Genomic DNA, 14,366 nt, shown 5'->3' on the forward strand with positions numbered 1-14,366 from the left:
CTTAATTTATTATTATTATAATTTATTAATTAAATCTTTAATATCACTGAATAATTTATTATTCTTGGTCAATGTTGAAACATTTCTAAGAGCTTCTGGATAATTATTACATATATGTTTCTTTATTAAAAATATAGAATCTCTAATTAATTTATTATCATCAAATTCATATTTTTTTTCAGTATATTTATCTTTAAGTAGTTTTACAGTATTTAAAATAATTATATCACCAGTATTTACAAATAAAAATTCATTAATAATGTGTAAAAATTCAGAATGCTCAATTCCAAGAAATTCTGAAAATTCACTTTTTGATTCATTTCTTCTAGTTTTTCTATAACTTGTAATGATGCTACTAATTTTTTTATACATATAATTTGCTTCAAGAACTCTATCTACATTTATATCCATAAGAATTTCATCAATTTTATTTTTATCAAAAAGAGCACTTTTACCTCTTTTTGCAATAGCTGCGTTATCATCTAACCAATACCCGACATAATATTGAATTACTTTTTCTAATTTTAAAGGTATTAATGTTTTTATATCTTTAACACCATAATTTTTTTTATATTCAAATTCATTTATTTGTCTTTCCAAATAATAACCTTGCTTTTCCAAATTTTTTTGCAAATCTCTTATTATAGTATGATTTGCTATAAAATAACTATCACGTATAGGATTTTGTGAATTTAAATATTCAGTTATTTTCATTCGTTCATTATAATCAGAAATTTCAATAATTCTTGTTAAAATATCAACACTTTCTTGAAGTCTATTTTCTTTATAGAGGTCATATAATGAAGTCACAGTTTGGCATCCATTTACTATAGATATACCTTTTAAATTAACACAAAGCTTATTAGGACTATTATTTACTTTATCACATATAATAGTTACACCATTATTATAAAAATAAAACATATCACTTTCTTTTTCATCAGAAGCAGTTTTTTTTATAGAATTATTTACATTAGACTTTCCTTCATAAAGACGAATATTTTCATCAAAAATGATATCTATTGAGTCTTCAATCGCTGCTACTAACTTATGACCATTAACTAGCCCAACATATGATTTTATATATTTAGAATCTATATCATATGCTGAAGCCATTTGTTTATAAGAAATAGTAACTTCTAAATCATTTGTTCTATTTATTTTTTCATAAATATTAGAAATTACAGATTTATCATTTACGATTATTTTTAATTCGCTACCATTATCTTTTTTAAAATTATTTGCTAAATTATCAATTAATTCTTTATTCTCTTGAGATACAATACCTTTATTATAACTTACAAAATAAATTTTAAATTTATAGATATCTTTATCTTTTATTATCTCTTTATACTGATTAAATTCGTCATTTGATTTTTGAACAACTGATTGATCAATTAACAAAGAAAATCCATGATACGTTTTTAAAATATCGGCTTGTTTAATTTCTTCGTTTAATCCCTTTTCCTTGTTGGGAAACTTAAATTGCATAACTATTAACTCTTTATTTTCTTCATTTAAAATTATAGCATCAATACCGTTATCACCTGAATTATCAATAATAACTTCTCCTATATCTTGTTCATCCATATAAAAATGATTTTTTAAATACCAATGTATAAAAGCTTTTGACAAAGTATTATATTCGTTATTTTCTTTAATAAATGTAATAGTTTCCTTTATTTGTTTATAATAGGACACATATTTTGTGATTGCCATATAGTACTCCAAGTAAAAAAATTAAAATAAAAGATAAAAAATTATTATCATTCAAGTATATTTCATAAAGTAATAAATATTATTAAATTATTAATTAGGAAAATAATAACATGTGTTTTATGTTTATGTCAAAAAAAATATGATTTACTAGATCTACATAATTATTTTCAATCAACCTACATAATTATTTTTTGCTATTTACTTGAATTTAATTTTTTATCTAAATTTACACGATTACCCTATAGGGGTGTCTGTTGTTACACGATTACTCCAGAGGGTCTTGTAAAATCATGCGAATTAGGCTTATATAAAAAAACAGCTATTTTTTAATTCCTTATATTAAAAGAAATTATAATAGCTGCATTATTGTATCAACGATATGTACTTAAATGCCTAGAATTTCACACATTAATACAACAATACGATTATATAAAAAGTGGGTGTAATTTTTCTTAATAGGGTTTAAAATAATTATGAATAAACTTTTTCTTTTTTAAGTAAAATTTTGAATAATAACCTTTAACAAAAGCATATATAACAAAAAAATATTATTAAATTGTTCAATAAAGTTTGAATTTTTACACTTCTAAATATATAATTTAAAAATATAATTAGTTTACTAGAACGAATATTAGATATTTCCATTATTGGATAATAAATTATAACTTTGAAACATAATAATTAATTGAGGTAAATATGTCAGATAAAGGAAGTGCTTTTCAAAAAGGTGGTGGTGGAACAAATTTTGAACAATTAGTTCAGACGGCATTTTTAACAGCACTGATTACAAAATGTAGTGTACCTTGTATAGATTCAGGAGAACTAACAGAAATTGCATTGCAAGTAACAAACAGAGGTTATGAAACAGATGATTTTATGGCAATAGTTAATTCAATACAAGGGAGCCATCGATTACTTTTTCAGGTAAAACACGATATTTCATTTACTTCGAAAAATGAACAATTTAAAGACGTAGTAACTGCTTTTTGGAAGGATTTTAACAATACTTCAATTTTTGACAAATCAAAAGATAAACTTATTATAATAAAAAATGGTTTATCTAAAAATGAAAGAGCACATTTTAAAACCCTTTTTAATTGGGCAAAAAGTCATGATTCAGAAATTGATTTTATATCAGAAGTAAACAGAATAAAAATAAAAGAAAATAGTTTAGATATTTTTCGTAAGATATTAAAAGAAGCAAATAACAATATTGATTTGACAGATAAACAACTATGGGAATTTTTAAAATGTGTTGATGTTTTAGAATATGATCTATTAAATAATGGTAGTGTCGATAAAACTTATTTTCTTAATCTTATTAAACTTTCTAAAAACAATGAAACATCAATTTCAGAAGATGAAATCTGGAATAGTATTTTTTCTTATATATCAACCCTCAATCCAAATGGTGGTAGTATAAATCTTCAAAGCATAAAGAGTGAAAGTTTCTTTAACTATTTTGACAATGCTAGATTACAACCGTGCATTAAAGATGTTGAAAAGCTTAAATCGGATAGTAAAGAAATATTACGACCGTTGAAAACTTATATTGGAAAAAATGAAAATATATTAAATTTTCCTAGAACTGAAGTACTTGAACAAATTGTAAAGAATATAAATAATTCACAAATTACAATTATTTCGGGGAACCCAGGAGTTGGAAAATCTGCAGCAATCAAAGCTCTTCTTAATAAAAATTTTCATAATGCGAGTGTGTTTGTCTTCAGAGCTGATCAATTTAATACACCAACTTTGGCAAATTTATTTTCTAATCTGGGAATACATGAGACTATTGAAAATATATTTTCTTGTATATCACTCATTCCTGAAAAATTAATTTACATAGATAGCCTAGAAAAATTATTAGAAACAGACCCTGAATGCGCTTTTAAACAACTTTTAGCATTGTTAAAAGAACACCCTGAAATCAAATTGATAGCATCATCACGAAAATATGCAATAGATTTAATTACTCAAAAATTTGATATTGATATAAATGAAACTAACATCACAGAAATCCCCCCCCTTAATGATGAGGAACTAAATCTTGTAAAAGAAAAATTTCCACAATTAATTAGTGTTATGGACAATAAAAAATTAAAAGAGTTACTTCAAAGTCCAAAATATATAGATTTTTCAATCTTGGCAATTAGTAAAACAAATGATAGTTATGCTAATTTATCATTAACTGAATTTAAAAATAAGTTATGGAATTCATTAGTTGTAGATCAAACTAATACTAGAAATGGGCTTCCTTTGAAAAGAGAAGAAGCGTTTATGGACATAGCTATAAAAAGAGCAAAAAAAATGAAACTCTTTGTACGTCCTGATAAATTTGATGCTGAAGCTATAACTTGTTTAGAAAATGATGAAATAATTTTTCAAGAAAACAATAATAATAGAAAATACTCTCCCACTCATGATATATTAGAAGATTGGGCATTAGTTAAATATATTTCATCAACCTACGATGATTTTCCCAATCCACAAGATTTATTTAACAAAATAGGTAATGAACCCGCAATTAGAAGAGCTTTTCGCCTTTGGGTTGAAGATTATCTAATTGATAACAATGATAAATTTATTGATTTAATAAAAACAACTATTTTTGATAAAAATATTGAAAAATATTGGTCAGATGAATTATTAATTGCCATTTTTAAATCAGATACTAGCCATTCCTTTTTTATTAATTTTGAAAAAGAACTTCTAGATAACAAGGCAGAGTTATTTAATAGATGTCTTCATATACTAAAAACATGTTGTAAAGAAAATTTCCAAATTAATAAAGAAAATTCATTTCTTTTGCCGATAGGTTCTGGATGGAAAGAATCAATATTTTTTATTCAGAATCATCTTTCTACATTAGATATAATTAAACATTCAATATTAAACTTTATTTCTGAGTATAATTATAGAATTATGTTCCAATATAATAAAATCAATAATGATGAAAAAAAAGCAATGAAATTTATAGTACTTACTTACCTAAACGAAATAGAAGATAAAAATGCTTTTTGGAAAGCAAAAAGCTCAAGTGATAAAATCAAAGATCTAATAACCATTATTTTTAACTTAGCTGGAGTTTCAAAAGATGAAATTAAGCTTTTATTAAATCGGGCTTTTACTCATATTGACAATAATAGTTCATGGGAATTGAATTATTTTTATAAAAATGTTATTGAAATTTCCCTTTCAGGAGTAGGAAATTATAATTTAATAAAAGAATTACCTGAGGTTATTATTGAAACAGCTTGGAAATATTGGAAAGATATTCCACAAAAAAAAGAAGAGCTCACAGTTCATGGATGGGGATTCCCCATAAACAATTCATTAGAAGAGGATGAATGTTGGGGAATAAAACATTTGTTTTCATTCAGCCCTTCTGGAATATATAAAACACCTTTTTATACTTTATTGAATTATCATCCTTGGATTGGAGTAAAATTTATAATTGAATTTATCAATTATGCTGTTGATTTTTATGTTAATTCTGATTGTGAATATAAACATAATATATCAAAAATTGAATTGGTTCTCAAAGATGGAACTACTTCTAAATTATGGGCCTCTCCTCAATTATGGGTAGCATATAGAGGCATAAGCGTAACTAGCTATTTACTGGTATCATTACTAATGAGCTTAGAAAAATATCTTTTAGAAATAGCTAAAATAAAAACACCAACAACTAAGAAAATCTTAGAAAAAATCTTTGACTATATATTTATAAACAGCAATAACATTTCTCCTATTGCAGTATTATCAAGTATTACTATGGCATATCCAGAAGAAGTAGAAGAATCTATGTTACCCTTACTATCGATTAAAGAAGCTTATCAATGGGATATAAGTCGAGTAGTACAAGAATCCACTGCTCTATCTCCAATGGATTTTAATAATCCATATGCATCAAAAGAACGTTGGGAATCAAATCAACTTCCTCATCGGAAAAAATACAAGCGTGGATTAAGTGATTTTATTTTCTATTATCAATTAAATAATAAAAAATTAAAGAAAGATATTCATAAGTGTTTTGATAAAATGAAAAAACAAGTAAATAAAAAAGATCTTGATATGAGAAAACTTTTACAAGATATTGATATAAGAAATTTACAAGCAAAAGAATATGATGAAAAATTAGGAGGATTCCCTTTAGAAACAAAATATGAAGAAGATGTGAATAATTATTTAGAATCACAAAAAGATGAAATTTATTCTATAAATAAATCAGCTTCATATTCAAACTTGATTTTCAAAGCTTATGAAAATAAAGAAAAAATTAGTTTTGACAAATGGAATGAATGTTATTTATACTATTTAGACAAAAACAATATTGACTCAACATATAGTAGACCCGCAACTTTAGCTGTCCTTGGATTAAAAGATTTTCCAATTTCAATTTCGAAAGAACAAAAAAAGTGGTGCCTAGATACTCTTATAAAAATAAATAAAGCTATCCTAGATGATACATTCTATAACAACTATAGTGAAAATAAAATCTACACTTTATTGGATAAATCCATATCATTAACAGCCTTCCATTTAATTTTGCAAAATCTTCAAGAAGAAAAGGAAATATCCGAAATTTTAGAAATAATATTTTATATGTTGATTGCTCCTTTTTCTGAAAATGAAACCAAAACTATTTTACAGTATATTAGAAAAACATTGTTCAAACTTTTTCCTACAAAATTAAAAAAAATATGGCTTTGCCTTATTAAATATGCTCAATTCAAAAAAGAAAACCCTAAATCTTATGCGTACCAAGACGAAGATACCTTAGCTGAAGAAAAAAGAAAAGAAAAAGAATTTATTCAAAGAATTTTATATACTGATACTAAAAAATTAGACCTTTCAGAAATTAATTTTAAAAATTTTGATGCATATTTACTTACTAAAGTACTTATAATAACACCTTATAATGTTGAAAATATTGATTATTCAAATTTTATTAATAAAATGTCATCTTTAGTTATTTCTGATTTATTCATAAAAGAAAAGCAACAATATGCTTATAATAAAAAATCCAGAAACTTACAATATAGTGCTATAGCATTAATTGAAAATTATTTATCAACTTTTTTATTATTAAATACTAATATTTCCTTCTCTAAAAAAGTTTTAACACAATTGATAAATTCAATATCAAACGATTCATCTAACAATGATTTAGTAGAGTTTGTTAAAGGGATATTGGATTATATTGCAATAAAACTTTACGATAATAGTAATTTAAATATTGACCAATTAAAGTTTAAAAAACAAAAGGAAAATTTCTGGACTTTATGGGAACTTCTTAATACTTTATTACCAACAAATGATAAACATCCACTTATTCCAACGCTTTTTTTAGATATAAGATTTCTTTTATGCGATATCAATGGGAATCCTCTTAAATATGAATGGTGTGTTTTAAATAATAAAAAAACATTTTATAAAAACCTAGTACTTGAAAGAGGTAAAAATAATATTGCATCAATAATTAATGTTTTTTCAACAATAGGTGAAAAAGAATTTTTACCAGAAGGCATAAGCTGGCTCAAAATATTATTAGAATCAAATTTACAAGAAGCAATTTCTTTAACCTCTTATTCAGCTGAAAGAATGATAAAACGACTATATTTTAACCATATTGGAGAAATAAAAAACAACAATAAGTTGATAAACGATTATATTTGGATTTTAAATCTTATGGTTGATTTAGGTTCATCAAGTGCATATCTAATTAGAGAAAATGTTATTACTTATAAAAAAATTGAATAGATTATATTAACCTGAATCCGTATAGATTTCAAAATAAGTAAAATATATTAACAAATGTATAGTAAATTATAGAATAAAAAAGCCTCTTATGTTACAATTAGATTATCACAAAAAAAGGTAACAGGAGTGTACGTGGTAAGATGTTTTGCGTAAGGAACAGTAAGGAGTTTTGAAAATTTATTGTAATGATCTGACCCCCATAAAGTTTACACCTTATGTTTGACTGGAACCCTTAAAGTTGTTCCTGTTTTGTGTGACTGACCCCAATGTGGTTTGCACTTGGGTCAGGTCCTATTCTATAGTATCAGTATTAGTTGTCAATAGTTATTCTACAATTACAGGTAAAGTCCCTCTTGGATTGTGTTGAAGATGCTCTACAGGAGTTTCCCATCCAAGTCCCGCTTTTCTTCTTTTGTTATTGTAGAAAGGTATAAATTCTTCAATCCTTTCCAGTACTTTTGCACATCTAATTCTTCTGTTTTTAAACTTAGTTTTTCCAAATCTATTATATAAACATTCAGTTTTTATTATGGCATTTACACTCTCTTCTGCACTGTTATCATAACAGTCACCAAAAGACATACTGGGAGTCATCCCAAGTTCATTAACCTTAGCCATATAAGCCTTATTATCATATGAAGTCCCACCATCACTGTGAATGATAGAACCTTGCAAATTACATTGCTCTGATAGCTCTACTAGCGTATCTACACACAATTGGCTATCAGGGTGTTCGCTTATTTTCCAGGCAACAATTTCTCTATTAAATAAATCAACAATAGTGTTTAAATAATACATTTTTTCTAATCCAAACAAATATGTAATATCAACTACAAAGTGATTTCTTGGAGTACCACAAAAGAAATTACGTTTCAATAAATCCTTAGGTCTGTTGGCTTTTAATTCCTTTCTCTGCTTATACTGTTCAGTAGAATATTTTCTTCTCCTAACAGAAGATAGCAGATTGTTTTCATCCATAATTCTATGAATACGTTTTTTATTCACCTGCATATGAAGTGTATTGTTAACCATTGCTGTCATCGGTCTGTATCCAACACCATAGCAAGTTTCTTTTTGAATCTTTTTTATGTAATTAATGATTCTATCATTTAGCTCATTATAAGCACTCTTTTGCTGTGATTTATAATAAGCTGCACGTGAGAGATCTGCAAATGAACAAAGGCTTTTTATGTTAGTTCTATGCTTTATTTCTTTGGCATATCTAATTGCTTCTTCCTTTTTTTTTCGACATCTTATTGGGATCAATATTATTAAGTTCAAGCAAGCTTTCTAAATAGGCAATATGATCTTCTTTTCTGCTTTCTTCTATTTTTAAACGCCTGTTTTCTTTTAACAATTCTAGCTGTTTCTCATTACTTAATTTCGTAGGTGATTCCCCCTCTGAGACAATGGATAGATTTAATGCCTCTGGATACATCCTAGCACATTCTAAACATTCTGCAATAAGAGAATCCTTTTGTGCTACCCAATTAAGTATTGTAACATGAGATACATTATATGCCTCTGCAATCTCTTGATATGAGCCTCTACCTTCTAAGTAATCTTCAATAGCACTTAGCTTTTGGCTAACCATTAATTGTGGTTTCTTTGCCTTATACATGGTAATTCCTCCATATGGAAACCTATAAGGGTTCTATGCAAAGAAGAGTGTCAACCTGTAGGGGTGCATATCAATTTGATTAAGCGTTTTGAAATCTACAAAATTAACTTTCTTATTATATGTTTCAATTAATGCTTTAGTTTCTTCATTTTGCTTTTCAATAGGCAATTTCTTTGTTTTATTATATAAAGCTTTCATCATTATTTTATGCATTACACTTAATTTTGAATAATCAACCCCGCCTCTTAAATGAAATATTTTACAATTATCATATAAATCTTTAGAAATCTGTGTAGAAAGTAATTTTTTTATATTATCTGTATTTTCTGTAACATTTGGATCTGATAAACCAACTGTAATAATTATTAATTTTTGATTTATTGAAAGAGGATGTTTATTGAGTGTATCTTTTAACCCTAAAACACCCCCAGCGTAAAGTCCACCAAAATAAATTACAACATCATAGCTTTCTAAATTTGTTACCTTTGAATATTCAATTATTGGTATTTCTGTCTTCTTTGATAATTCTTGGGCATAAGCTTTTGTCGTACCATATTTACTACCATAAATAATAATTTTTTCCATTTTTGTTCTCCTAATAAAAAAAATTATACCATTAATTATATAATGGGAAAAGATTTATTTTTAATCAATGAATTCTTTATAATTTGGTTCAAGATGAAAAGTAATAATACTTCTTTTCCCAAAATATTCTTTAAGTGTTTTTTCAATAGATTCAGAAATTGCATGTGCTTGGTATAAAGAAATATTTTTATCAAACATTAAATGAGCTTCAATTGCAATATTTGAACCAATCCTTCTTGTTCTTAAGTTATGATAATTTTTAATACCTTGATTACTTTCTATTAAATTAGATATATATTTTACATCTTTCTCATCAAGGGATGATTCAAGAAGCTCATTTACTGCAGGAAGCATTATCTCAAAAGCAACTTTAAAAATAAAAACACTTACAACTATAGCTGCAATTGGATCAAAAATAATCCATTTATCTCCTAAAAAGTAAGCAACACTGATACCAATTAAGGTTCCTATTGATGATAGTGCATCAGATCTATGATGCCATCCATTAGCTATTACAGCAGGAGAATTAATTTTTTCTCCGACTTTCTTTGTAAATCTAAATAAGAATTCTTTTGAAAAAATAGAAATCAAGGCTGCAATAATAGCAATTAATTTTGGTCTGGGTAGGATTTCATTTTTAAAAGCAATTTTATAGACATTAACTGCTCCACCTTGTAAAATATTAAACCCTGCTAATAATAATGCAATTCCAATTATAAAAGTTGCAAATGTTTCATATTTTTCATGACCAAAATTGTGATCTTTATCTGCAGGTTTCTCAGTAAATTTAAAACCAACAAGAACAACAATATCTGTAAAAAAGTCAGACAATGAATGTATACCATCAGCTAACATAGCATTACTTTTTCCAATAATACCAGCAGTTATTTTAAATACTGACAATATTGAGTTTATAAAGAATCCAACAAAAGTTATCTTTCTAGCTTTTTCACTTCTTACTTTTTCTGATGTAATATCTTTTCCCATTTTTCTCTCCAAAACTTGTTTTTAAGTATTTTTTTTAAAAAAATCATAATAAAAAAACACACCAATGGAACTTTCCTGTCCCACAGATGTGCTTATATTTCCCTCTGTTGTTACTCATTTTGTAACCCGACTATACAACAAAATATAGTCTGTCAGTAATATTTTTTTATATTAATTTACCTAAATTATAATTGATGAAAGTTATATTTGTCAAGGATAAATTCAAAATATTTGAAAACAAAAAAACTATGTTAATTGAATTATCTAATGCAACCCCCTCTAATTTTTTCTAAGGCAAATTGGTTGCAATAAATATTGCAAAAGATATAGTTGCTATTACTAATACAAATAAGGTTTTCTTATTATTCGGTTGTTTCACACTTGTTTTCTATTTTTATGAGGATTTACAATATTTTATTCTTGTTGGTTTTTGTGTTTGGTTCGTTATTCAAATCAAGGAGGATAATTATGAATAACAACTTTAAACATTTAAGTTCTAAAGAAAGACATTTTATTTATAGTGGTTTAAATGATAAGAAATCATTTAAACAAATAGCTAAAGGAATTGATAGATCACCTTCTACCGTTTCTAGAGAAATTAGAGCTCATATGCAGCTTAAAAGAAAAGGTTCTAAATGGAGCCATTATTTCAATGACTGTAAATTTAGAAAAACTTGTAATAAAGTCTACATGTGTGACAATCTTAATTGTCCAGGTAAAAGTTGTTCTACTTGTGGGAAGTGCATTTATATTTGTAAGGATTATATAAAAGAGGAATGTCCTTTATTAGATAAACCACCTTATGTTTGTAATGGATGTAAAAATGAATTCAGATGTGATTTAGAAAAAAGATTTTATGATAGTATTTATGCACAAAAACAGTATAAAGAAGTATTAGTTGATAAAAGATCTGGTATTGCTATTAATGAATATGAATTCCAATTTACTAATGATTTGATTACACCTCTAGTGAAGAAAGGACAATCTTTTCATCATATTTATGAAACACATAAATATGAAATACCTATTTGTGAAAGAACTCTTTATTCATATCAACATTCAGGATTATTTGAAGTTGATAATTTTAAACATCCACGTCTTGTTAGATTTAAAAAGAGAGTTAACACAAACAAATCTAAAAGGTTAATTGAAAAGAAATGTCGTATTGGAAGGTCTTATGATGATTACTTAGAGTATGTAGATAATTATCCCGATATTCCTATTGTACAAATGGATAGTGTTGAAAGCACTAAAGGAGGTAAAGTATTACTTACTATTCACTTTGTTAATTGTTCTTTTATGTTAGCCTTTATTAGAGAGAGAAACACAGCACAATCTGTTATTGATATCTTTAATGATTTGTATGAAAAACTAGGTCATGAATATTTTAAAAGATTATTTCCTATTATTCTGACTGATTTGGGTGCTGAATTCTCGGGACCAAAACAGATTGAAGAAACCATAGATGGAATTAGTAGAACAAAAGTTTTCTTTTGTGAGCCTATGGCAAGTTACCAAAAAGCATCATGTGAAGTAAATCATGAATTACTTAGAAGAGTAATCCCAAAATATCAATCAATAAATCACTTAGATCAAAAGAAGACAAATCTTATGATGAGTCATATCAATTCTTACAAAAGAGGAAAGTTAGGAAATAATACTCCATACGAAATCTTTGAAAGAATGTATGGCCCAAATATTTTAAAAAATTTAAGCATTACTTACATCCCACCAGATGAAGTAATGCTTAGACCAAGTTTAGTTAAATAACAGTAAAAATAACCAAACACGCACTGTTTACCAACAAGAAATAGTAAACAAAATGACAGTGATTGCATTTAGTACTGCAAAAAAACAGATTATTTGCCAATCTGGGTTTTTTGCGCCCTTTGGTAATGACAAATAAACATCGTACCTTAATTTTTAGGCAGAAAAAGCAAAAAGTCAAACGAAAAAAAGATTTTTCATTAAACTTTTCACTATTTCAATTGCATTAAGTCTTGCAAATGCTCAAAAGGTTGCAGTTAATATTTCAAGTCACCTGAATTATTTTGTTGTACGGATTTTATCTTGTCTATTTGTTTTACTTATTTCTGTTCTTATATTTTATTCCATTATTTTAATAGAAGGAAGAATAATATTTTTAATTTTTTATAAATATCACCTTTTTCAGACATTTCAAAATCTTCTAATTGATATTAGAAGTATTGGTTCTGTTGTTTTGTCTTTAGTTTAATTGAGTATTAAATGGAAAGTGGAAAATATATGTTAATAAATTTATCAATTCTTAATAACAACTCTGTCCAAGGATTATTCTTATATAGCCGAAGTACCATATTTCTTCCTTTTCTCATATATCTAGCACTAGTATAAATAATATCTCTTAATATTGTTTTCATTCTAATTCTATCTTTATTACCCTTAGTTCCTTCAGGTAAATAGAATTGATTTAATAAAGTAATATCTCCTATTATTCTCAAAATGTTATAAGCATTAGTAATCGCTGCTAATAACATTTCATTAACTCTATATTTACCAGATGCTAATCTTTCAAAGTTTAAATCAGTTTTTATTTCACTATGATATTGTTCACTTGTTGCATGGTCATGATATAGATTAACTACTGTTATTGCATCTTCAATTAAATTAGTCCAATAAAGCTCTACTTCTATTTCTGGAAATAATAATGTATTACCTTTCTTATCTTCATAACTCTCTTTAATCTTAAATGCTATTTGAGCTTTATTAGTAACATCTTCTTTTCCTACTGGATACATTTGGGTAAAATAACCATAGTATACAGTTGTTTGTCTATAATCATATGATATCTTTTATCATATAATGACTTAGCTCTTTCTAATAAATCTTGTGAATAATCGTTTCTTCTACACTTTTTCTTAATAATAAAGTTAACATTGTTTTTATCAAGTACATTAATAGTATCTACACTATCATGGCCACTATCAAATCTACACAACATTTTACTATAATCTTCTAAAGCAAGTATCTCTTTAGCATTATCCAATACCTTTTGAACAAAAGGTATTGAACCTTTTTGAGAATGTTGTTTTCCAGGTCTAAGTTCTGCTCCAATACAATAAGATCCTAAGTAACTCATAAGTGGTGCAAAACCATCTTCCCCTTTATATGTTCTAGAACACTCTTCTTTATTGCATTTGGGATTAATCATAGGTGTTACATCAAAATCTAATGGAATATATTTTTCACTTATCTTTTCACAAGGAAAAGAAACTTTCTTAAGTAATTCAATATTTATTAAATTACAATATTCTATAAAATTTTCACTAAGTTCTTTTTCTAAATATAATCTAAGCGTTTCTTGAGCTGGTGTAAATTTAAGATTTAAACATTCGTTAAATACTTCATTATTTCTAAATTGCTCTACATCAGAGAAATTAGTAAATCCCATAGAGTTTAAACCAACTAGTGTTTTATAAATAGTTTCATTTTCTAAAAGACTTTTAGATTTAAGAGTTTCTAAATCATATTCAGCATTATCACTAACTTTCATCATTGCAAATGTTAAAATTTTAGAAATTAAGTTTAAACCTGCTTTACTCTCTAGTGTAATTGTTGTAGTATCAAAATCAATCATTTGGCCTCTCCTGTTACCTTTTTTTGTGATAATCTAATTGTAACATAAGAGGCTTTTTTATTCTATAATTTA

At 26.2% G+C, this 14,366-nt stretch carries 9 protein-coding genes and 1 riboswitch; of the genes, 2 read left to right on the forward strand and 7 right to left on the reverse strand.

Translation table 11 applies throughout. The features are described 5' to 3' along the window. Positions 1-15: 15 nt before the first annotated feature. On the reverse strand, positions 16-1,719 hold the full coding sequence (locus tag ACZ5RS_RS14320; RefSeq protein WP_464636584.1) for an AIPR family protein: 1,704 nt from the start codon (positions 1,717-1,719) through the stop codon (positions 16-18). Between the two features lie 696 nt (positions 1,720-2,415). On the opposite strand from ACZ5RS_RS14320, the gene ACZ5RS_RS14325 reads away from it, so the two are divergent. Beyond that, positions 2,416-7,485 carry an ATP-binding protein gene (locus ACZ5RS_RS14325; protein WP_464624056.1) on the forward strand — a complete coding sequence of 1,690 codons (5,070 nt, stop codon included), beginning with the start codon at positions 2,416-2,418 and terminating at the stop codon, positions 7,483-7,485. Between the two features lie 324 nt (positions 7,486-7,809). On the opposite strand, the gene ACZ5RS_RS14330 is transcribed toward ACZ5RS_RS14325, so the two are convergent. The 4 genes from ACZ5RS_RS14330 to ACZ5RS_RS14345 are packed head-to-tail and all read right to left on the reverse strand — an operon-like array spanning position 7,810 to position 10,678. Then, complete coding sequence (locus tag ACZ5RS_RS14330) at positions 7,810-8,766, reverse strand: IS3 family transposase (protein ID WP_464636585.1); 957 nt, start codon at positions 8,764-8,766, stop codon at positions 7,810-7,812. Beyond that, positions 8,708-9,106, reverse strand: a complete 399-nt coding sequence (locus ACZ5RS_RS14335) for a hypothetical protein (RefSeq protein ID WP_464624058.1) — start codon at positions 9,104-9,106, stop codon at positions 8,708-8,710. The genes ACZ5RS_RS14330 and ACZ5RS_RS14335 overlap by 59 nt, the downstream gene beginning before the upstream one ends. Positions 9,107-9,139: 33 nt before the next feature. Further along, on the reverse strand, positions 9,140-9,691 hold the full coding sequence (locus tag ACZ5RS_RS14340) for a flavodoxin domain-containing protein (RefSeq protein ID WP_464636587.1): 552 nt from the start codon (positions 9,689-9,691) through the stop codon (positions 9,140-9,142). Positions 9,692-9,751: 60 nt separating this feature from the next. Continuing rightward, positions 9,752-10,678 (reverse strand): cation diffusion facilitator family transporter, encoded by a 927-nt coding sequence (locus tag ACZ5RS_RS14345; RefSeq protein ID WP_464636589.1) that lies wholly within the window; start codon positions 10,676-10,678, stop codon positions 9,752-9,754. A gap of 73 nt (positions 10,679-10,751) precedes the next feature. Next, positions 10,752-10,843: riboswitch (NiCo riboswitch) on the reverse strand. Positions 10,844-11,146: 303 nt separating this feature from the next. Between ACZ5RS_RS14345 and ACZ5RS_RS14350 the strand changes: the two genes are divergently transcribed. Continuing rightward, on the forward strand, positions 11,147-12,448 hold the full coding sequence (locus tag ACZ5RS_RS14350; RefSeq protein ID WP_464624061.1) for a transposase: 1,302 nt from the start codon (positions 11,147-11,149) through the stop codon (positions 12,446-12,448). A 473-nt stretch (positions 12,449-12,921) separates the two neighbouring features. Here ACZ5RS_RS14350 and ACZ5RS_RS14355 read toward each other — a convergent pair whose 3' ends face one another. Together ACZ5RS_RS14355 and ACZ5RS_RS14360 are read right to left on the reverse strand one after the other, a co-directional pair. Next, entirely contained in the window at positions 12,922-13,455 is a 534-nt protein-coding gene (locus ACZ5RS_RS14355; protein WP_464636590.1) for a hypothetical protein, read from the reverse strand. Beyond that, on the reverse strand, positions 13,443-14,294 hold the full coding sequence (locus tag ACZ5RS_RS14360) for a transposase (RefSeq protein WP_464636592.1): 852 nt from the start codon (positions 14,292-14,294) through the stop codon (positions 13,443-13,445). The genes ACZ5RS_RS14355 and ACZ5RS_RS14360 overlap by 13 nt, the downstream gene beginning before the upstream one ends. Positions 14,295-14,366 lie beyond the last annotated feature (72 nt).

The organism is Pleomorphochaeta caudata (assembly GCF_055395745.1).